The organism is Rhodococcus sp. JS3073 (assembly GCF_026810085.1).
In the GTDB taxonomy this organism is placed as follows: domain Bacteria; phylum Actinomycetota; class Actinomycetes; order Mycobacteriales; family Mycobacteriaceae; genus Rhodococcus_F; species Rhodococcus_F wratislaviensis.
In genome coordinates, this window is the sequence record NZ_CP113951.1 from 4,172,918 (window position 1) to 4,194,175 (window position 21,258).

General features: G+C 67.8%; 18 protein-coding genes and 2 tRNA genes. 2 read left to right on the top strand and 18 right to left on the bottom strand.

Annotated features, from left to right (window positions below; all coding sequences use genetic code 11):
• Positions 1-10: 10 nt before the first annotated feature.
• The gene (locus tag OYT95_RS18980) at positions 11-538 is read right to left on the bottom strand and encodes a peptidylprolyl isomerase (protein ID WP_025431550.1); all 528 of its coding nucleotides are present in this window, start codon (positions 536-538) and stop codon (positions 11-13) included.
• A 100-nt stretch (positions 539-638) separates the two neighbouring features.
• On the opposite strand from OYT95_RS18980, the gene OYT95_RS18985 reads away from it, so the two are divergent.
• Positions 639-1,199 carry a hypothetical protein gene (locus OYT95_RS18985; protein WP_268788674.1) on the top strand — a complete coding sequence of 187 codons (561 nt, stop codon included), beginning with the start codon at positions 639-641 and terminating at the stop codon, positions 1,197-1,199.
• Here the strand turns inward: OYT95_RS18985 and OYT95_RS18990 are convergent.
• Positions 1,182-2,855 carry an alpha/beta hydrolase gene (locus tag OYT95_RS18990; RefSeq protein ID WP_268788675.1) on the bottom strand — a complete coding sequence of 558 codons (1,674 nt, stop codon included), beginning with the start codon at positions 2,853-2,855 and terminating at the stop codon, positions 1,182-1,184. The two genes, OYT95_RS18985 and OYT95_RS18990, sit on opposite strands and share 18 nt — an antisense overlap.
• Positions 2,856-2,971: 116 nt before the next feature.
• Between OYT95_RS18990 and OYT95_RS18995 the strand changes: the two genes are divergently transcribed.
• Positions 2,972-3,436: a hypothetical protein gene (locus OYT95_RS18995; protein WP_037234975.1), complete on the top strand. Its 465-nt coding sequence runs from the start codon at positions 2,972-2,974 to the stop codon at positions 3,434-3,436.
• Here OYT95_RS18995 and OYT95_RS19000 read toward each other — a convergent pair.
• The 16 genes from OYT95_RS19000 to OYT95_RS19075 form a co-directional block, all read right to left on the bottom strand.
• The gene (locus tag OYT95_RS19000; RefSeq protein WP_268788676.1) at positions 3,426-4,397 is read right to left on the bottom strand and encodes a helix-turn-helix domain-containing protein; all 972 of its coding nucleotides are present in this window, start codon (positions 4,395-4,397) and stop codon (positions 3,426-3,428) included. The genes OYT95_RS18995 and OYT95_RS19000 overlap by 11 nt on opposite strands.
• A gap of 50 nt (positions 4,398-4,447) precedes the next feature.
• A complete protein-coding gene (locus OYT95_RS19005; protein ID WP_268788677.1) occupies positions 4,448-5,038 on the bottom strand; it encodes a chorismate mutase in 591 nt (196 codons plus the stop codon).
• A 19-nt stretch (positions 5,039-5,057) separates the two neighbouring features.
• Positions 5,058-5,891: a siderophore-interacting protein gene (locus tag OYT95_RS19010; protein ID WP_268788678.1), complete on the bottom strand. Its 834-nt coding sequence runs from the start codon at positions 5,889-5,891 to the stop codon at positions 5,058-5,060.
• A gap of 93 nt (positions 5,892-5,984) precedes the next feature.
• Positions 5,985-6,057 (bottom strand) — tRNA-Ala (locus tag OYT95_RS19015).
• A 120-nt stretch (positions 6,058-6,177) separates the two neighbouring features.
• A tRNA-Ile gene (locus OYT95_RS19020) sits at positions 6,178-6,251 on the bottom strand.
• Between the two features lie 131 nt (positions 6,252-6,382).
• Positions 6,383-7,762, bottom strand: coding sequence for a DUF3566 domain-containing protein (locus tag OYT95_RS19025; protein WP_268788679.1), 1,380 nt, complete (start codon positions 7,760-7,762; stop codon positions 6,383-6,385).
• The gene (gene gyrA / locus OYT95_RS19030; protein ID WP_005249092.1) at positions 7,762-10,284 is read right to left on the bottom strand and encodes a DNA gyrase subunit A; all 2,523 of its coding nucleotides are present in this window, start codon (positions 10,282-10,284) and stop codon (positions 7,762-7,764) included. Before gyrA ends, OYT95_RS19025 begins: the two co-directional genes overlap by 1 nt.
• A gap of 151 nt (positions 10,285-10,435) precedes the next feature.
• Positions 10,436-11,278 (bottom strand): MHYT domain-containing protein, encoded by an 843-nt coding sequence (locus tag OYT95_RS19035; RefSeq protein ID WP_037234962.1) that lies wholly within the window; start codon positions 11,276-11,278, stop codon positions 10,436-10,438.
• 11 nt (positions 11,279-11,289) lie between these two features.
• Positions 11,290-11,841 (bottom strand): GTP-binding protein, encoded by a 552-nt coding sequence (locus OYT95_RS19040; protein WP_005249094.1) that lies wholly within the window; start codon positions 11,839-11,841, stop codon positions 11,290-11,292.
• Between the two features lie 13 nt (positions 11,842-11,854).
• The gene (locus OYT95_RS19045; protein WP_005249095.1) at positions 11,855-12,229 is read right to left on the bottom strand and encodes a DUF742 domain-containing protein; all 375 of its coding nucleotides are present in this window, start codon (positions 12,227-12,229) and stop codon (positions 11,855-11,857) included.
• 7 nt (positions 12,230-12,236) lie between these two features.
• Positions 12,237-12,653: a roadblock/LC7 domain-containing protein gene (locus OYT95_RS19050; protein ID WP_005249096.1), complete on the bottom strand. Its 417-nt coding sequence runs from the start codon at positions 12,651-12,653 to the stop codon at positions 12,237-12,239.
• On the bottom strand, positions 12,650-15,487 hold the full coding sequence (locus OYT95_RS19055) for a sensor histidine kinase (RefSeq protein ID WP_268788680.1): 2,838 nt from the start codon (positions 15,485-15,487) through the stop codon (positions 12,650-12,652). The genes OYT95_RS19050 and OYT95_RS19055 overlap by 4 nt, the downstream gene beginning before the upstream one ends.
• 425 nt (positions 15,488-15,912) lie before the next feature.
• Positions 15,913-17,955 carry a DNA topoisomerase (ATP-hydrolyzing) subunit B gene (gene gyrB / locus OYT95_RS19060; RefSeq protein WP_037234957.1) on the bottom strand — a complete coding sequence of 681 codons (2,043 nt, stop codon included), beginning with the start codon at positions 17,953-17,955 and terminating at the stop codon, positions 15,913-15,915.
• 197 nt (positions 17,956-18,152) lie between these two features.
• Positions 18,153-19,091, bottom strand: a complete 939-nt coding sequence (locus tag OYT95_RS19065) for an alpha/beta fold hydrolase (protein ID WP_112300303.1) — start codon at positions 19,089-19,091, stop codon at positions 18,153-18,155.
• A 49-nt stretch (positions 19,092-19,140) separates the two neighbouring features.
• Positions 19,141-20,259, bottom strand: a complete 1,119-nt coding sequence (locus OYT95_RS19070) for a PDR/VanB family oxidoreductase (protein ID WP_112300302.1) — start codon at positions 20,257-20,259, stop codon at positions 19,141-19,143.
• Positions 20,256-21,164, bottom strand: a complete 909-nt coding sequence (locus OYT95_RS19075; protein WP_268788681.1) for a metal-dependent hydrolase — start codon at positions 21,162-21,164, stop codon at positions 20,256-20,258. The genes OYT95_RS19070 and OYT95_RS19075 overlap by 4 nt, the downstream gene beginning before the upstream one ends.
• Positions 21,165-21,258 lie beyond the last annotated feature (94 nt).

Below are 21,258 nucleotides of genomic sequence, written 5' to 3' on the forward strand. Positions count from 1 at the left end.
CTGCGGTTCCCTACGCGATGGTGACGCTGTTGATCACGACCGGCTCGAGCGGACGGTCCGCGCGATCGGTGGCGGTGGTGGAGATGGCGTCGACGACCTTCTTCGACTCCTCGTCGACGACCTCACCGAAGATGGTGTGGCGACGGTTGAGGTGCGGCGTCGGGCCGGTGGTGATGAAGAACTGCGAACCGTTGGTTCCCGGGCCTGCGTTCGCCATGGCCAGGATGTATGCGCGGTCGAACTGCAGTTCCGGGTGGAACTCGTCGCCGAACTTGTAGCCCGGGCCACCGGCGCCGGTGCCCGTGGGGTCGCCGCCCTGGATCATGAATCCGTCGATGACGCGGTGGAAGACGGCGCCGTCGTAGAACGGTCCGGAGTCGGTGCCACCGGCGTTGGCGGTGCTGTAGTCCTTCGAACCGTCGGCCAGGCCGACGAAGTTCTCGACGGTCTTGGGCGCGTGGTTGCCGAACAGCGCGATCTTGATGTCGCCGCGGTTGGTGTGCAGCGTTGCGGTTGCGGTCTGATGAGGTGAAGTCACACCACCATGTTGCCATTGTGGGGTTCCGTGTGGTTCCGCCGCGGTGACTCGAGTACTTCGGATCGGTTCGTGCTCGCGGTTCTTGTGACAAAGTGGGGACATGACACGAGCGACGGAGTCCCTCACGAATCTGCTTCCGACCGAACGCGCCGAGACCCTGCAGGAGCAGGTCTCCGAACGAGTCGAGACCGCTCTGGCCCACGTCGAGGATTCGGCTTCCCGCGTCAAGGAATCCCAGGCTGTCGATCAGGCGCGGCGCTACGCACGCGCGGCGGCACTCGCGACGGCCCGCGGTGCCGGCCAGCTCAGTCTGTTCCTCGGCCGTCAAGGGGCCTCGCTGGCCAAGAAGGGCTACGAACGCGCCCGGACCGTACCGGTGAAGAAGGTCGCCCAGGATGTCGTTCGCCCCCTGACCTCGGCCGTAGCACCGGTCGAGGAGAAGAAGTCGCGGAAGGGCCGTCGCATCGCGATCGTCGTCCTCGTGGGTGCCGCCGTCGCCGGGGGCGCGGTGTTCGTCAAGAGCCGCCGCCGCGAGCAGCCGCGCGTCGCGTCCGCTCCCCCGAACCTGCGCGACCTCGACAGCGCGGACACGCAGGAGCCCACGCCGCCCACGGCGACGAAGCCCCTCACCCCTACCGACCCGTCACTCCCCGGCCAGTAGGGCGCGCGCTCGCTCGGTGTCGCCCGGCGTCCAGCCGGGCGGTTGCAGGATCGCGGCCCACATGTCGACGGCGTCCTCCCCGTAGTTGTGCCCGTGCCCGGGGGGAACGTCCGCCGAGAACACCATGTCGAGGGTGACCTGCCAGAACGTCACGAACGGGATCCACCGCATTCCGGGATCCACGTCCGGACCGTGCGGCTCGCGTAGCCAGTCGGGGCGGTTCAGCAGGAGGTCGAACGACCACCAGGTGATGGGGTCGCCGGCGTGCTGCCAGTAGACCACCCGACTGTCGCCCCACGGACCGTCGAGTTCGAGATCGGCGGGATTTCCGGCGAAGCGTATTCCGGCGCCGTCCTCGATCACCGGGACCCGCTGGAACGACCCGGGGTCGCGGTTCTCGGTTATCCGGGTCCACTGTTCGGTGAAGTTGGGCGTTCCCACCCACAGTGCGCCGTCGACGCGGGCCAGCATGTCCTGACCGCCGACGAACGCGGCCTGTCCCCCGTAGGAACCGAGGCTCTCGCCGAACACCACCAGCTTCGGCCGCGACTCCTGCGGCAACGCAGCCCATTCGGCGTAGACGGCCTCGAACAGCGCCCTGCCTGCCACCATCGGTGTCTCCCGGTCGGCGATGAACGCGAGTGGGCTGGGGAGGAACGAGTACTGCATCGACGCGATCGCGGTGTCGCCGTCGTTCAGGTACTCGAGCGAGGACGCGACGTCCTGGTTGACCCAGCCGCGTCCGGTCGTCGTGGCGACGGCCAGGACCGCGCGGTCGTAGGCGCCGGTGCGTTTCAGTTCGGCCACCACGTGCTGCGCGACCTCCTCGACGGTGTCCGCGGAGTCGCGACCCGCGTACGCGCGGATCGGTGTGAGCGCCGGGCGCCCGGTGAGGGCGGTGATGTCTTCCGCCGACGGACCACCGGCGACGAACGTGCGTCCCTCCTTGCCCAGTGAATCCCAGGGTTCCGCCGAGTCCGGTGAGCCCGACCGTTCCGGCGCGGTGGGCTGGGTGACGCCGGCGGCCGTGTCGTGGTCGGCGGCGGCGAGGCTGCCGTTGGCGAGGGCGAGCAGGCCCGCGTAGAGGGCGCCGTTGACGACGAAGAAGAGGACGGCGACCAGTGCGACGACGCTCGCGATCTTCGCGACCGGCGCGGGTACGTAGCGCAATCCGACGGCGGTCAATCGCCGTGCGGCACTGCGGAGTCCCCTCCCGGCGGCCAGCAGCAGTGCCGCGACGGCGAACGAGATCATAAGGATCAGCAGGTAGTAGGTGCGGTTCGCGCGATCGGTGCCGACCAGATCGCGGACGATCTGCTGCCACCACGACCCCAGCACCAGGAAGGTGGGAACGAGGATCACGGCGGCCCCCAGCAGAATCCACCACCCGATCCGACGGGCCTTCGGTGAGTAGTGCGGTTCGACCCCGCACTTACGCACCACCCAGGCGACGAAGCAGCCGACGGCGTAACCGGTGGCCAGGCTGATGCCCGTCGCCACCGCCTGCAGATACCACGGCCGGGGCAGCAGCGACGGCGTCATCGACCACACGAAGAACAGCAACGCGAACGCGAGGCCGACGGGGTGGAGCGACCGTGCGTAGCGCACGGACCCGTCCCGCAGTCGGGAGGGAACGGAAGGCGCTGTCTCCGGCATCTGCGAATCCTAGGTGGACAACCGTCCTGGTGTCCTGTCTTCGTTTCACGGCTTGTACCAGGGGTATCCCGCAGGCAGATGCGCACCAGCGCGAGGATCCGTTCCGAGGAGCAGACATGACCGCCAGACGTATCGTCCATCGCATCGCCGCCGTCACCTTTCCGATCGCCGCCGCCGCGGCTGTGCTGACGGCCGGCCCCGCCGGCGCCGACCCACCCCACCCGTTCGGCGGGCCGGCCCTGACCATCGGCTGTCCGAACCAGGGCAGCCTGATGTCGTTGACGGCGCTCACCGGACAGTCCGGGCCGGAGGCGTCACCGCCCATCGCCGACGGCGACATCCGCTTCGAGTCACGCCCCGCCGCGCCACCGATCCCGGCAGCCGCGCAGGTCACCGTGGCCTGGGTCAACACCGACAGCGGACGTTCGGGGATCGTGAACCTCGGCGGCGTCTACCCCTTCCTGTCCGCGACGGTGAACACCGGCGTCGGCAACGTGGTGGCGACGGCGTTCGGATCGATCAACTTCGGAAGCAGCCCGATCTGCCAGGCGAACCCGGCCATCGGCACGTTCATTGCGTGAGTTCGGCCGTGTTGCAGCCGAACCGGCGTCGATAGTCGGCGGGCGCGACGCCGACCACCCGGTTGAAGTGGTGCCGGAGCAGGGCACCGGACCCGAAACCGCTGCGTCTCGAGATCGCCTCGAGACCGAGGTCGGTGCCCTCGAGTAGCTGCTGCGCGTAGAGGACCCGCTGTGTCGTCAGCCACTTGACGGGGGTGGTGCCCGTCTCGGCCGCGAATTTGCGGGCGAAGGTGCGCGTCGACATGGACGAGCGGGTCGCGAGCTCGTCGACCGTGTGTGGCAACTCGAGATTTTCGCTCATCCACGCCATCGTCTCGCTGAGGCTGTCCGACGTGCACGCGACCACCGGCTGCTCGATGAACTGGCGCTGTCCCCCGTCGCGTTGCGGCGGAACGACCATCCTGCGGGCGATCGTGTTTGCGACGGTGGAACCGAGCTCGCGGCGGACCACGTGCAGGCAGGCGTCGATGCCTGCCGCGGTGCCCGCACTGGTGACGAGGTTGCCCTCGTCGACGAACAGGACGTCGGGGTCGACGGTCGCCGTCGGGAACCGGGTGGCCAGTTCGTCGACGTACTCCCAGTGGGTGGTGCATTTGCGCCCGTCCAGCAGTCCGGCCTCGCCGAGCAGGAAGGCACCCGAGCACAGGCTGAGGACGATGGCGCCGGCATCCGCCGCGGCGCGCACCGCGTCGAGCGCCTCCACCGGGAAGTCGGACTGCGCCCCCGGCGGCGGGACCACGACGAGATCGGCGTCGCGCAGGGAGTCCAGCCCGTAGTCGGCGGACAGCGTCAGCCCCGGCGTGATCGACGCGAGCGGTTCGCCGGGACGGATCCCGCAGATGCGGAAGTCGAACGGGGGAACCCCGTGTTCGGTGCGGTCGATTCCGAACACTTCGCAGACCACCCCGAACTCGAACATCGAGACACGATCGAGGAGGAGCGTCGCGACCTTGGAGATCATGCCCCCAGTCTAGTTGGCGACATCTTGTCGGACCATGCCGAAACGGCCAGTCAGTCGCGGACCGGCCCGCAGATCGACACGAGCGCACGCACCAGCGTGGCCTGATGCAGTGGGTCGAGACGCTGTTCGGCCGCCACCGCAACCGCGGCGTCGACGAGAGCGGGCACGCAATCCCGGCCGGCGAGCACGGCCTCCTGGTCGCGCAGCTGCAGCAGGATGTCCGTGTTCTGGCGGTCGATCACCGGACGGACCTGCGTCAGGTCCGGCCGGACGGTCGGCGCAGAGCCGGGTGCGACACTCCACCAGCCGAAGAGAGCGCGCTGCACCTCTTTGTTGGCCTCGATCTGATCCCGGAAGATCTGCTGCACCCGCACCGCGCTCAGGCCCTCGTCGGCCGCCTGCGCCGCGACCGCACCCAGGACCTGCGCCTCGCGCGCGGGATCGTCGATCGGTGACGGCGTGCCCCACTTGGCCGCCGCCACCGCGTCCGCCGTCGCGAGGCGCAGGGAGACCGCCAGGGCGATCGGTTGGAGTGGACGGGTCTGCGCACTCGCGGGCGCGGCACCGCCGGCGATCAGCATTCCGAGCATCACCGCGGCGGCGGCCACGCGGCGGGCGAGTGCGGGCCGGACCGTGGTCATGGTGCGAGTGTAGGGCCGGTCAGTCGTCCAGCCCCGCGACTCCGCGTTTCCAGTATCCGGTGAACAGCGAATCCATCCGGTCCCGGCTCCACGCGCGCAGAGGCTTGATGTCATTCGCCTCTCCTGCCGCGAACAGGAACGAGCGGCCGTCGGGCAGCGCGAGCGACTGCACCGTCGACGCCAGGGCGGACTCGCTGCCGTCGCGGACGAGCCACGTGACGTCCAGGTTCTCGCGCACGGCCAGCGGGTAGCCGTGCTCGACGTCGTCGTCGGTCTCGATGACGACGTGCGCCGAGACGTCCGCGGGGGACTCCTCGAGCCACCGCGCGACCGCCGGAAGCGCAGTGGAATCGACCGCGAAGACGTAGTGGTCGAAATTGTGGGCGAATGCCTTCGCACCGGGCGGTCCGGCGATGGTCACGTCGTCGCCGATCGCGACCGTCGTCGCCCAGGACGATGCGAGACCACCGTCGTGCAGCACGAAGTCCAGGTCGAGTTCGCGGGTGTCGGCGTCGTAGCGGCGGACGGTGTATTTCCGCGTGGTCGGGAGCGGTCGCGGCCAGTCGAGCATCATCGCGTCATTCACCACCGGAACGCGGCGGGTCCCGTCCGGATCGGGGAACACGATCTTGACGTGATCGTCGGCCTGATAGGTGTGGAACCCGTCGAGGCCGGGGCCCCCGATCGTCAGACGCAGCATGCGGGGTGTGACGTACTCGCGTGCACGGACCGTGACCGTGCGGACTCCGATCGGGTAGCCGATTCGTGCGGTTCCCTCGCCGGTCCGGTGGTGGGATGCGACGCGGCTGCGCGGGTCGAGGCGTTCACGGGCTCCGGGATCGAGTGCGGTCATGAAGTAAGGGTAACCTCACCCGTTCCAGCCTCGCACAGCAGTGTGCCCCGGACTCTTCCGAATCCGGGGCACACTGTTCTGTATTCGTACTTGTGGAGCCTAGGAGATTCGAACTCCTGACATCTGCCTTGCAAAGGCAGCGCTCTACCAACTGAGCTAAGGCCCCGTTACCTCGTGCCACACCTCGTTGCCGCGAAGCAACTTGGTCAGTCCGATTGCCACCAGCACTCCGGCTCCCACGAACAGGAGGACCTTCATGCGAATGACCTTTCACCGGCACCAGGAGTGGGCCTAGGAGGACTTGAACCTCCGACCTCTTCGTTATCAGCGAAGCGCTCTAACCGCCTGAGCTATAGGCCCCTGAAGTCTGGAAACTCATCTCGCGCAGTTCCCTGAACCGAGTCGGAAGATTACCCCACCGGACCGGCAACTACCAAAACCGGTCCGGCGAGACGCTCTTTTCCCAGCTCAGCCCCCGTCGTTTTCCGCGTTCAGTCCCGGTCGGCGAGCGTCACTTCGACGCCCCCGACGAGATCGGAACACAGGTTGTAGATGAACGCGCCGATCGTCGCCAGTGCGGTGAACAACACCATGTTCGCGAGACCGATGACGGCGGCGTATCCGAAGACCTGCCCGGCCGTCACGAGCCCGTCAGAGCTCGACTCGGCGACGATATCGGTGAATGCGTTGTTCAGCCGGTCCCACACGCCCATCCCGTCCAGGACGACGTACAGCAGACCGACGGCCACCATCCACACGAAGAACAGCGACACCGAGATGACGGACGAGATCTTCAGCGTCGACCACGGATCGATCTTGCGGACCTGCACCGTCGCCCGGAGAGCCTCACCCTCCTCGACCCGCTGCGGAGCCACGGCGATCTTCGGCTGCTGACCCGTGGCCGTCGCCGCCCCGGGCAAGGGGTGCTTGGCCTCGGACAGATCCGGCATGTCCTTGGGGAGCACGTCCCGGTTGATGTGCCGGGTGGGTCCGTCGATCGCGGACGCCTTCGCCTTCGCGGCCTCCCGCTGACCCACGGCACCGGCCGCGGCTGCACCGGACACCGCACCGACCGCTGCCGTGGCCGCAGTCGAGGACGGTGTGCGATCGGACCCCTGCTTGGGTGCGGGCTGACCCTTCGCCGGCGACGACGGATTCAGCGCGGGCGCCTTCTGTGTGGGCACCGCCTGGGTAGGAGCACCCGAGTTCTGCGCGCCCTGGGGTCGCTGACCCGGCGCCTGCGTCTTCTGCGTCGGAGCGGTCTGCGGCTTCTGGACGTCCTGGCTTCCGGGAGCCTTCGCTGCCGCGGCACCCGAGCCGTTGGCCGCGCTCGGCTGGCCCTCCGGGCGCGGAGCCTGCTTGGCACCGGCCCCGCCCTGCACGGGACGCTTCAGGTTGGTCTGCGGCTCTCGCTGCATTCCCCGCTGCCACGGCGGAGCCTGATTTCCCCGGATGGACTCGGTGGGAGCACCGCCCGCGGGAGCCCGGTTGCCGGGCGCCTGCTGAGGCGGGCCCTGATGCCCGGGAGCCTGCTGATTCGGAGCGTGACCCTGCTGCGGCGGCACGGACCGCCCCTGCGGGGTCTGCGTACGCGGACCCTGATGCTGGGGCGTCGACGGCGACCGGGCCGGATCGGCCGGAGCCTGCCGATCCGGTCTCGCGTCGGGAGCACCGCCCGGCCGGGCAGCCGGCCCCGCCTGAGCGGGACCACGACCGGCGGACGCCTGCGGCCCCTGCGGCGCGGAACCCGGCTGCGGGTTCGGTCGCGCCGACCCGTTCTCGGGAGTGCGGGAGGCCTGCTGCTCGGATTTCGCCTGATTGGCGGAACCCGGGTTCTGCCGGTCACTGCCTGGCTGGTTGGGAGTGCTCACTAGGACTCCTTAGCTCCTTTGCCGCTGCTCTCGGCGTTGTCGTCGGGTTCATCGGGTTCGTCGGCATTGCGCGCGATCGCGAGCAGGGTGTCGCCTTCCCCGAGGTTCATCAAACGAACGCCCTTGGTCTGCCGACCGGCCTTGCGGACCTGCTTGGCGGCGGTGCGGATGACGCCACCGCCCGACGTGATCGCGTAGAGCTCGTCGTCGTCGTTCACGATGAGCGCTCCGACCAGGGTGCCACGTTTCCTGTCGTATTGAATCGTGAGTACACCCTTTCCGCCGCGACCCTGGACCGGGTAGTCCTCCATGCCGGTGCGCTTCGAGTAGCCACCCGACGTCGCCACCAGCAGATAGGTGCCTTCGCGCACGACGTTCAGCGACAGCAGTTCGTCGTCGCCGTTGAACCGCATGCCCTGGACACCGGACGTGGCTCGGCCCATCGGACGCAGCGCCTCGTCGGTGGCGGAGAAGCGGATCGACTGTCCCTGCGCGGAGACGAGCAGCAGGTCATCGTCGGAGGAGCAGAGCACCGCCCCGACCAGTTCGTCCTCGCCGCGCAGGTTGATGGCGACGATGCCGCCGCTGCGGTTCGAGTCGAAGTCGGTGAGCTTGGACTTCTTCACCAGACCGTTGCGGGTGGCGAGAACCAGGTAGGGCGCGTCCTCGTACGTCTTGATCTGGATGACGCTCTGGATGCGCTCGTCGGGCTGGAACGCGAGCAGGTTCGCCACGTGCTGTCCGCGGGCCGTGCGGCTCGCCTCCGGCAGCTCGTACGCCTTGGCCCGGTACACGCGGCCCTTCGTGGTGAAGAACAGCAGCCAGTCGTGAGTGGAGCTGACGAAGAAGTGGGAGACGATGTCGTCCTGCTTCAGCCCGGCGCCCTGCACGCCCTTGCCGCCGCGCTTCTGCGAGCGGTACAGGTCGGTCTTGGTGCGCTTGGCGTAGCCGGTCTCGGTGATCGTGACGACGACGTCCTCGCGGGCGATCAGATCCTCGTCGGCCACGTCGCCGTCGGCCGCGATGATGCGGGTGCGGCGGTCGTCGCCGTGCTTGTCGACGATCTCCTTGAGCTCGTCGCGGACGATCCGGCGCTGACGCTCGGGCTTCTCGAGGATGTCCTTGAGGTCGGCGATCTCCCGCTCGATCTCGGCGAGTTCGTCGATGATCTTCTGACGCTCGAGGGCGGCGAGGCGGCGCAGCTGCATCGCGAGGATCGCGTCGGCCTGGATCTCGTCGACAGTGAGGAGCTCGATCAGGCCGGCCCGCGCGATGTCGACGGTCTGCGACGCCCGGATCAGCGCGATGACCTCGTCGAGGGCGTCGAGGGCCTTGACCAGTCCGCGCAGGATGTGAGCGCGTTCCTCGGCCTTGCGGAGCAGGTACTCGGTGCGCCTGCGGATGACCTCGACCTGGTGGGCGACGTAGAGCCGGATCATCTGGTCGAGACGCAGGGTGCGCGGCACGCCGTCGACGATGGACAGCATGTTGCAGCCGAAACTGGTCTGCAGCTGGGTGTGCTTGTACAGGTTGTTGAGCACGACCTTCGCGACCGCGTCACGCTTGACGGTGACGACGATGCGCATACCCGCCCGGTCCGAGGACTCGTCGTGGATGTCGGAGATGCCGGCGATCTTCGCGTCGCGCACCTGCTCGGCGATCGACGTGATCAGGTTGTCCGGGTTCACCTGGTACGGCAGTTCGGTGATGACGATCGTGGTGCGCCCCTTGGCGTCCTCCTCGATCTCCACCACACCGCGCATGCGGACCGAACCGCGTCCGGTGGTGTAGGCGTCGTGGATGCCCTGGCCTCCGACGATCAGGCCGTGCGTCGGAAAGTCGGGTCCCTTCACACGTTCCATGACCGCGGTGAGGGTGGACTCCTCGTCGGCTTCCCAGTTCTCCAGCGCCCAGTAGATGGCCTCGGCGACCTCGCGCAGGTTGTGCGGCGGGATGTTGGTGGCCATACCGACGGCGATGCCGCCGGAACCATTGATCAACAGGTTGGGGATACGGCTGGGGAGAACTGACGGTTCCTGTGTACGACCGTCGTAGTTCGGGGTGAAATCGACCGTCTCGTGGTCGATCTCACGCAGCATTTCCATGGCCAGCGGAGTGAGCCTGCACTCGGTGTATCGCATGGCGGCGGCGCCGTCGTTGCCGCGGGAACCGAAGTTGCCCTGGCCGTCGACGAGCGGGTACCGCAGCGACCACGGCTGGGCCATGCGGACGAGCGTGTCGTAGATCGAGGCGTCACCGTGGGGGTGGTAGTTGCCCATCGTCTCGGCGACCGGTCGCGCAGACTTCACATAACCGCGATCGGGCCGGTAACCGTTGTCGTACATCGCGTACAGAACGCGGCGGTGCACCGGCTTGAGGCCGTCGCGCACGTCGGGCAGCGCACGACCCACGATCACGCTCATCGCGTAATCGATGTAGCTGCTCTGCATCTCCTGCTGAATGTCGACGGGCTCGATGCGGTCGTGCCCCGGTCCCTCCGGCGGCAACGTTGTGTCAGTCATGAGCTCCTTCTTCTACTCGGCTTGACGTCTCCTCGCGGACTCGCGGTCCTGCACGACGTCGCGCAACCACCCGAGTCTATAGGTGCAGGTCAGCTGTGAGGGTGAAGGACTCGGGTGCGCTCATGAATCGGTGCCGCAGGAGTCGTCCGATCTACTGGAGTTCGAGCTCCCTGCCCTGGGTTTCGGCGGCGAGGGATTCGGCGGCGAGCATGTCGGCCTCGAGTTCCAGCTCGGCGGCCACGCGGTCGGGCGCCATCAGCAGGGCGGTGATCGGGATCGTGACCACGAGCATGCCCAGCACGAAGACGGGGAACAGGATCGAGAACACCTCGAGCCCGTCCGGGCGCGCCACGGCGGGGTCGACGGTGACGCTCAGCCCGAACACGCCGGTGTAGTGCATGGCCACCAGTCCGGCCGCAACGACCACCGACGCCACGAGTCGCAGCGTGCGGGACTCGAGGGCGGAGATCGACCACATGATTCCGGCGCCGACGACCAGGCCGATCACAGCCGACGCCGCCGTCAGCAGGATGTCGGTGTCCACCGAACCCTGGATCTCGAGGGACGAGACGATGGCGAGGTCCATTCCGGTGAAGCCGACGCCGAGGAGCACCGCACCGCCGGCGAGGCGGCCGATCTCCACCGACGCGCTCGGCAGCCGGTGTTTCGTCGGCGGCGGGCTGATGATCAGCAACGCCACCGCGGCGGCCGCCACGGGCACCACGAACGAGACCGCGATCCACAGGACGTCGTAGCGCACCACGCTGCCGTAGACCTCGAACCCGACCATCGCGATGTAGTGCGGCAGCCAGGCGCCGATGCCGCCGATGGACAACGCGCCCCAGGCCAGCCAGAGGTACCGCTGCCTCGGGTTCGGCGCGGTCACCGCCTTGCGGGCGCTGGCGATACCGACGAACACGCCGATGAACGACGTGACCGCGGCGAGGGCGACGATCCACGTCCCCATGGAGAAGTGCTGCAACTCGTCCGACATGTTTCGAATCCTCAGTACGCGGCCGTGTGGAGCTTGGTCAGTGCGTATTCGGTGATCGCGACCAGGGCGCGTTTCGCCGATTCCCGGTCACGCGCGTCGATCGGGATGATCGGCACGTCCTCGGAGATCGCGAGGGCCGCGCGGATGTCCTCGATGGGGTAGCGCGGGGCGTCGTCGAATTCGTTGATCGCGACGAGGAACGGCAGTTGCCGGGCCTCGAAGAAGTCAACCGCCGCGAAGCTCTCGTCCAACCGGCGGGTGTCGATCAGGACGATCGCGCCGATCGCACCGCGGATCAGGTCGTCCCACATGAACCAGAACCTGTGCTGACCGGGGGTACCGAACAGGTACAGCACCAGGTCGTCGGCCAGGCTGATGCGACCGAAGTCCATGGCGACGGTGGTCGTGCCCTTCTGCGGTGTCGCAGCCAGGTTGTCGACGCCGTCGCTGGCGTTGGTCACGAGCGCCTCGGTGCGCAGCGGGACGATCTCGGAGACAGCCCCCACCAGCGTGGTCTTGCCGACGCCGAACCCGCCGGCGATCACGATCTTGGTCGAGGTCACCCGATTGCGGGGATCAGATTTCGCGAAGTCCACTGAGGACCCTTTCGATGAGTTCACGACGTTCGGAGTCGGTCGAGTCTTCCTTCAGGGTGGCCAGGATCTGGAGATGACCGGCCTCGACCAGGTCGGCGACCAGGACGCGTGCCACTCCGAGGGGTACGCCCACCCGGGCGGCGATCTCGGCGACCGAAGGCGACTGCTGGCACAACGCGACGATCGCCGCGTTGACGTCGTCGAGTTCCCACTGCCGGTCCACCGACTGCGGCAGTGCCTGAATCAACGCTTCGAGCGCGAGCTCGACCGCAGGCCGGGTCCGGCCCGACGTCAGCGAGTACGGGCGCACGATGTTCGGGCCCGGCTGCTCCGAGTGGTGGTCGTTCATGGGCATGGGCTGGTCAGAGACCCTGCGGAGTGCGGGCCGTGGCCTGCACCGATGCGCCGACGCGGTCGACCAGGATCGCCATCTCGTAGCCGACCTGTCCGATGTCGCACTCGGCGTCCGTGAGGGTCGCCAGATGCGAGCCGTCACCGACGCTCATGAGCAGCAGATACCCGTGCTGCATCTCGACCACCGACTGCAGCACCCCGCCGCCCTCGAACAACCGGGACACACCGGCCGACAGGCTGGCCAGCCCCGACGTGACCGCGGCCAGCTGCTCGGCCCGGTCGATCGGGAGATGGGCGCTGGCTGCCATCAGGAGACCGTCCGCGGACACGAGCACGGCGTGGGAGACACCGGGCACGTCACTGGCGAAGTTCGACACCAACCAGTCGAGCGGTCGCGTGACGTCGGATCCATGAGCGGTGTTCATCGGTCTCCTTCAATGCTGTTACGTTCCGCGAGCCTCGTGGCCCTGCCGTTTCGGACGCCCTGCTGGTGACGACTGAGATTGGCGCGAATTGTCTCAGGGTCACGCACCCGGCGCAGTGTCCCCGTATTGTGCGCGCCTTCGACCGTGCCGGGAACCAGTCGGTCGCCGGGACGCCGCTTGGGCAGTCCGATCTCCGGGTCGACCTCGACGGGAGTCTCGCTGACCCGTTCCGCGGCGGACCATCCGGCGTCGCCGGCGGAATGCCAGACGCCGGGTGCGCCTTCGGCGCCGGTCGGATCGGTCAGCCAGTCGGACACCATGTCGGAGAAGATCGGGGTGCCGCCGCCGGGCCGGGGTGTGGCCTCGGCCAGTGGCGGATCGATCCGCGACTGGAAGAACGACGCGGTCTTCGCCGAGTTGGTGCGGTAGCGGTGCCGGACCGGTGCCTGGTCGTCGCCGTTCGACGACGGGGGCGCCGGCTGTTCCGCGGTCCGGTTCTCACTACGGTTCTCGCTACGGGGTGCGTGCGGTGCGTGCTGCGGCTGCGATTCCGCCGGTGCGGTCTCCGCGGGCGCCGCCTGCGGCCGCCGCACGGGCAGCTTCGGCATCGCCCCGGATCCCCGGACGTTGACAGTGTCCTGGGACTGCGCGGCCGGGGCACCGGCCGCCGATCCCGCGCCGGCCGCGATGCCACTGGCACCGGGCTGACGTCGGGGCAGGCTCGTGCCCGACGCCGTCGTCACCGCGCCCGCAGGTGCCGGGCTCGGTGCGGGCGGGGGCGTGGACGGGGTGCGCGTCGGCAGTCCGTTGCGGGTCGCCGGCTGCTGCTGTCCGTTGTCCTTGCGCTGCGCCGGGGCCGCGGGTGCGGGGATGGCGGTCCGGACCGGTGCCGCGGGGATCTTCCGCTGCGGTCCCGTGTCCTGCCGGGCGGCCTGCGACACGATCAGCGCATTCGGGATGTGGATGCTCACGGTCACACCCGGGTTCCGGGCGGTGTCGAACGTCGACCGCAGGCGAACGGTCAGACCGTGACGCTTCGCGAGCCGGCTCACGACGAACAGACCCATGTGGCGGGCCGTCTCCGGACCGACCTCACCACCCGACGCCAGGCGTTCGTTGACGGCGCGCATGTCGTCGGACGGGATACCGATGCCGCGGTCCGCGATCTCGAGGAGCACCCCGCCGTCGACGGCGCGAGCGAAGCTGAACGTCACCACCGTGTCGGGCGGCGAAGCGCGCAGCGAGTTGTCGACGAGTTCGGCGAGCAGGTGCACGACGTCCGTGACGACGGTGCCGCTGAGCGCGCCTTCGGGGGTCGCGCCCATCTGGACACGCTGGTAGTCCTCGACCTCGGAGATCGCGGCACGCAGCACGTCACCCAGCGGGATCGGCGCTGCCTGCGAACGACGCACCCGGGTGCCGGCGAGAATCAGCAGGTTCTCACCGTTCCGGCGCATACGCGCGGCCAGGTGGTCGAGCCGGAACAGGCTCTCGAGCCGCTTCGGGTCCTTCTCCTCGAACTCGAGATTCTCGATCAGGCCGAGCTGCTGGTCGACGAGGGACTTGCTTCGGCGCGCGAGCGTTTCGAACATGTCGTTGATCTGCAGGCGCAGTTGCGCCTGCTCGCCGGCGAGCTTGAGTGCCTGTCCGTGGATGTCGTCCACGGCGCGGGCGAGCTGGCCGATCTCCTCGGAGGAGTGCACGGCCACCGGCTCGAACGACAGTGCCCGCGGATCGTCACTGGCCTTGATCTGCTCGATCGCCTCCGGGAGGTCGCGGCGAGCAGCCTTCAGCGCGCCGTACCGCAGGCGGCGGATCGGACCGATCAGCGACCGCGACACGAGGAGCGCGAGGACGAGGGCGGCGAGCAGGGTTCCGAGGACGATCGCCGTGTCACGCAGCGCGGCGGACCGGGTCTCGGCTGCGCGGACCTGCACGGTGGACGCGATGTCCTTCGCCGCTTCGCTGGTCAGCTCCTGGTAGACGTCACGGCTCGCGATGAGCGAGGAGCGCAGCTGCAGGATGGGCAGCATCCCGCCGCGCGCCGCGTCCGCCAGGCCCTGGTCGATGAGGGCGTTGCGGTCGTTGATGTTGTTTCGCAGCGTCTCGAGACGGGCATCCCCCTTGGGGTAGTACCGGTCGAGGACGTCGAGGAGGCTCGATTCGGCGCCGGCGGCCGCGACGACGGCCGAGGTGGGAATGTCGCCCGTGCGGGCCTTCTCCCGTCCGTCGGGACCGGCGTAGACGTCCTTCACGATCACGAGGCCCATGGCCTGTTCGAACAGTCGCCGCTGCGCCTGCCACGCGTTGGTCAGCTGGTAACCCTTGTCGACGACTTCGCTGTCTTCGATGGGACGGACGATGTCGTCCACTTCGCGGATGAAGTCCGCGGCGAACGCGCGCTGGCGTTCCGCGAGCAGGTCGGTGGCGACACCTGGGGAATCCATCAGATTCAGGAGGGCGCGGCCGTCCGAGACGGTCTGGTTGATTGAACTCGCGACGGCGGGATCCAGTTCGGGGTTCCGGGCCTGCTCGGACACGTCGTTCATCAGGGCTTCCGCGTCCCCGCGGTCCTGCTTGGTGAGGGTGCCCGAGGCGTAACCACTGGTCACGGTACCCATCGAGGCTTCGAGGGCCACGATGTCCGGGACGACGACGATCTGGTCGGCCGCCTCGGTGAAGTGGACGGCGTTACTCAGCTCGCCCTGCACACGGAGCCCGCCGAGCACCATGGCGACGGTGACGGGAACTGCGAGAACCGCGGTGACCTTCCACCGCAGGCCCCAGCCCTCGATATCCCAGAACTTTGCCCGGGGCGGCGAATCGTCGCTCATCCCACGCTTCCTTTCCAACCACTCATAGCTTGTCGCTCTGTGCTCGTGACCGCGTCTGCGGCGGGACAGTCGTACCGGCCCGGACGACACGCGTCGACAGAGGAAAGTGATCGATCAGTTGCGCTGTGCGCAGCGCTGCCCGACGCACCGATTTCCGAATGTAACGAGTTCATCACATCCCCATGGGGAACGTTCTTACCACAGAAATTCCCCGATCCTTACTTCTAAGTAACATGCGCACCACCGATCCCAGACGTTGCCGTCGCGGGGTGGATCAGCGGACCAGGCTACACAGAATCGCGGTTCACAGTCGAGGACGGATTTCTGCGTGACCCGGTCCCGCAACCGGCCCAGACGGGTGCAGCCACCGGGGTCTTCCGACCGCCGGTGGCTGCATGACATCCGTAATCTCTTGTGCCGGATACCTAGACGTCGAGGAAGCGGACGTCCTTGGCGTTGCGGGTGATGAAGCTACGCCGGGCCTCGACGTCCTCACCCATGAGAACGCTGAACAGCTCGTCGGCTGCGGCCGCGTCGTCGAGCGTCACCAGACGCAGGACGCGCACCGTCGGATCCATCGTGGTCTCCCACAGTTCCTTGGCGTTCATCTCGCCGAGACCTTTGTAACGCTGGATGCCGTCGTCCTTGTTGATCTTCTTGCCGGACTCGAGGCCCGCCTTGACCAGGACGTCGCGCTCGCGGTCGGAGTACGCGAACTCCGGGTCGCTGCGCTGCCACTTCAGCTTGTACAGCGGGGGCTGCGCCAGGTAGACGTGACCGTGCTCGACGAGCGGCCGCATGAAGCGGAACAGCAGCGTGAGCAGCAGCGTTGCGATGTGCTGGCCGTCGACGTCGGCGTCGGCCATCAGCACGATCTTGTGGTACCGCAGCTTGGCGATGTCGAACTCGTCGTGGATGCCCGTGCCGAACGCGGTGATGATCGACTGGACTTCCGTGTTCTTCAGCACACGGTCGATGCGTGCCTTCTCGACGTTGATGATCTTTCCGCGCAGCGGCAGGATCGCCTGGTACATCGAGTCGCGGCCGGACTTGGCCGAGCCGCCTGCGGAGTCGCCCTCCACGATGTAGATCTCGGACTTGCTCGGATCGTTGGATCGGCAGTCGGCGAGCTTGCCCGGCAGACCGCCGAGGTCGGTGGCGCTCTTGCGGCGCACCAGTTCGCGGGCCTTGCGGGCGGCGACGCGGGCCTGTGCCGACGACACCGCCTTGTTCACGATGGTCTTCGCGTCGGCCGGATTCGCTTCGAACCAGTGCGACAGGTGCTCGTTGCTCGCCTTCTGGACGAACGACCGGACCTCGGTGTTACCGAGCTTCGTCTTCGTCTGACCCTCGAACTGCGGTTCACCAACCTTCACGGAGATGATCGCCGCGAGACCCTCCCGGATGTCGTCTCCGGTGAGCTTCGGGTCCTTCTCCTTGAGGAGCTTCTTGTCGAGCGCGTACTTGTTGACCGTCGCCGTCAGAGCGGACCGGAAGCCCTCTTCGTGGGTACCGCCCTCGTGGGTGTTGATGGTGTTCGCGAACGTGTGGACCGACTCCGAGTAGCCGGAGTTCCACTGCATCGCGATCTCGAGTTCGTGGCCGGTGCCCTTCGCGGTGAAACCGACGACGGAATTGTGGATCGGCTGCTTCGTGCGGTTGATGTGCCGCACGTAGTCCTCGAGGCCGCCCGGGTAGTGGTAGACGCGGGTCTTCACCTTGTGCACGGCAGGCGCATCCGCCTCGGCCGACTCGTCCTCGGCGGTCTTCGGCGCGTCGGCGACCTGGCTGACGACCTCTTCGGTGACCTCGGCGTCGCTGACGCGCTCGTCGGTGAGGGTGATGGTCAGGCCCTTGTTGAGGAAGGCCATCTCCTGGAGGCGGCGCGCGACCGTCTCGAAGCTGTAGACCGTGGTCTCGAAGATGTTCGGGTCGGCCCAGAACGTGACCGTGGTGCCCGTCTCCTTGGTGGCCTCACCCTTGACGAGTTCACCCGGCTTCGAGTCGGTGTACGTCTGGTTCCACTGGAAGCCGTCGCGCTTGATGTCGACGTCGAGCCTGGTGGACAGCGCGTTGACGACGGAGATACCGACACCGTGCAGACCGCCGGACACGGCGTAGGAGTCCGAGTCGAACTTGCCGCCGGCGTGGAGCTGGGTGAGGACGACCTCGACGGTGGGGACACCGGAGGCGTGCATCCCGACGGGGATGCCTCGACCGTCGTCGACGACCTTGACGCCACCGTCTTCGAGAAGGGTGATCTCGACCTTGCTGGCGTGGCCGGCCATCGCCTCGTCGACGGAGTTGTCGACGACTTCCCAGATCAAATGGTGGAGACCGCGTTCACCGGTGGAACCGATGTACATACCCGGTCGCTTACGAACGGCTTCGAGTCCCTCGAGGACGGTGATGGAAGAAGCGCCGTAGTCCTTGCTGGAGGTGCTTTTGTCTGACTTCTGGGCAGCCACGGGTGGGTAGCTCTCCTTCTCCGTCCAATGCCCGACGCAGGCGCCCACCGCCCTGGTCGGGCACGCGGGAGACGAGAATCGGGAATCTTGCCGCTAGTTACCTCGGCCATCTTACTGGTACGTCTGGCCCAGGAGCGGGCTATGACACCCCTGAGCGCCCCGTAGACGAATTTTCAGGGCGTCTCGGGAGTGAAAACCTACGCCGAAGCGCTTTCGGACGGGCCGTCCGAGAGTTCGGCCCGCTGCCGGTCCTCGACGTCCAGCACGAATTCCGCGGCGAGTTGCGCGACGTCCTCGGCGTGGGAGATCGGCGACCAGTGCCCGGCATCCACCTCTCGACGGCGCAGGTCGGGCGCCCATTTCTCGGTGTCCTCGTAGCCGACGGGCCGCACCGCCTTGTCGTTCTTGTTCAGGATCAGCTGGACGGGGACGTCGGTGTACCGCTCGCGCGGCCTCAGCAGACTCGTCCGGATGTTGGCGCGGTACAGCTTGAGACCGTTCACCATGTCGTTCGCCAGCGTCGGCGCCGGACGCACCAGCGTGGGGTCGAGGCGGTCGAAGAACTTCAGGAACGCAGGCCAGTGCCGGGAGAACCACAGCCGCAGCGGCAGCGTCGCCAGGCCCGGAATCTGGAACAGGACGGTGTACCCGGACGCGACGGCCTGCGCGAGCGGCCCCCCGAAGCTGCGGTCCGAGAGGCGACGGCGCATCCACTTGCCGAGGTGATCGAGGTTGGGTCCCGAGACCGAGGTGAACGACGCGATCCGCGCGCGGGCTCCCGGTTCGCACACCGCCTCCCATGCCTCCACCGATCCCCAGTCGTGCGCCAGGACGTGCACGGGCCGGCCCGGGCTCACGGCGTCGATCACCGCGAACAGGTCGCCGGCCAGGGCCGGCAGCCGGTAGTCCTCGACCCTGGTGGGCACGGTGCTCCGGCCTGCGCCGCGGCTGTCGTAACTGACCACATGGAACCGCTCCGTCAGGAACGGCACCACCCGGCTCCACAGGTCGTGGGTGTCGGGCCAGCCGTGCACCAGCACGATCGTCTCGCCGTCGGGGTTGCCCTCCTCGAACACAGCGAGTTGGACGGAACCGTTGGTGATCCGCCGGGCGGTACCGGATGCGGATGGAGTCATGGTGGGTCCTCTGGTCGTGCGGGATCGGGTATGGGATCGACGGTGGGAACTACAGATCGAGGACGAGACGGCCGCTGTCGGCGCGGGACACGCAGATCAGCATCTCGTTCTCCTGCTCGGCGTCGGTGAGCCGCGTCTCGCGGTGATCCGGGGTGCCGGACAGCACCTTCACCCGGCAGGTGCCGCAGAATCCCTGCTGGCACGAATACCCCACTCCGGGCATCGTCTTCTTGATCACGGTCAGCGCGGATTCGTCGGCGGGCACGGTGAGCACCTCACCCGTGCTGAGGAGCTGCACTTCGAACTCGGTGCCGTCGAGCACCGGCGGTGCCCCGAATCGTTCGAAATGCAATGCGGTGGCCGGGCTTCCGGGGAATGCACGGCGTACCGACTCCAGCATCGGCGTCGGACCGCAGCAGTAGACGGCACCGCCCGGTGCGGCGCGCTCCAGCAACTCTTCGGCGGTCGGCAGCCCGAACTCGTCGTCGGGACGGATGAAAACCCGTGACCGATCGAACGTTTCGATCTCGTCGAGGAACGGCATCGATTCCCGTGAGCGGCCGGAGTACACGAACTGCCAGTCCATGCCGAGATCGCGCGCCGCCCGGACCATCGCGAGGATCGGCGTGATACCGATGCCGCCGGCGACGAAGAGCGCACTCCCCTCGCCGACGAACGGAAACCCGTTGCGGGGGCCGCGAACCGTCACCGGAGCACCCGGTTCGAGCGCGTGCATCTCGAGGGATCCACCACCACCGTCGGGGATCCGGCGGACGGCGATACTGTAGCCCGTGCGATCGGACGGGTCGCCGCACAGCGAGTACTGACGTCGCAGCCCGGACGGCAGATGGAAGTCGAGGTGCGAACCCGGCTGCCACGCAGGGAGTTCCGCACCGTCCTCGGCCTCGAACCGCAATTGCACGACGTTCTCGTCCAGCGCGACGACATCCCGTTGGGAAACAACCATTTTCATCGCCACGTCCGGGTTGTGACCGGCGACGCCCGGGTCGTATTCGTACGCGGTGAGAACACGGAGATACTTGGCAGCAACGGCCTCGGTGATGCGCATGGCGCGGTCGGGGCGCGGTCGCCCCTTGATGTCCGGGGGAGCGTCGTGGCGGGGCAGGCCCTGCCCGGTGAGCACCTCCCGCACCTGCGACAGCTTCATCGCTCGGCCGCCTGAGCCGCGGGCGAGGACGCCAGGTACTTCACGGCCTGTGCCGTCGAACCCTCGTTGCTCGGGTGGTACGAACGCGTGAAGTACGTCGACATCCGCTTGCCGAGTTCCCGGGCCGTCGGGAGGGTGCCGCGCTTGCCTGCCGCGAAGAAATCCGTCAGGTGCGGCTTACGCCGGTGCGCCGACCACTGGGCGAGCTCCGGATCGTTCCGCATGAGGAATCGGGTGCCGCGCACCCACAGCCACACGATGACCGGGGTGACGATCACCTGGGTGCGGATCCGCCGGGACTCACGCTTGTCGAAGTACCGCATGACGTCGTACGCCACGGAGCGATGCTCCACCTCCTCGGCGCCGTGCCAGCGCAGCAGGTCGAGCATCGTCGGATGCATCCCGGCGCGGTCGAGCCCCTCGGCGTTGAGCACCCAGTCGCCGAGGAACGCGGTGATGTGCTCGATGGCGGCGATGACCGCCAGCCGCTCGATCAGGTAGTTCTTCTCGCGCAGACCGGTGAGCGGTCGCGGTCCGAGGATCTTGGAGAACGTCCATTCCATCTGCTCGGTGAAGGGCGTCGGGTCGAGGCCCTTCACCTTCAGGTGCCCCAGCACGCCGGTGTGGGCGTTGGCGTGCATCGCCTCCTGGCCGATGAACCCGACGACGTCGTCGCGGAGCTGCTCGTCCTCGATCAGCGGCAGTGCCTCTTTGAACGTCTCGACGAACCATTCCTCGCCGGCGGGCAGGAGTAGGTGCAGGACGTTGAGGACGTGCGTGCTGAACGGGTCGCCCGGGATCCAGTGCATGGGGAGGTTCGACCAGTCGAACTCCACGTTCCTGGCCTGCAACAGGATGTGGTCCGGTTCGGGGATCGCGTTCCGGGGTGCAGTCGGGGCGGACATCTCATTACTCCTTCGTGCCGGCGGCTGCGCCACGACGAAGGCCTGTGGCACAGTTCACTCGAAAACTTGGAGTAACTGTAACACCGGGTAATAG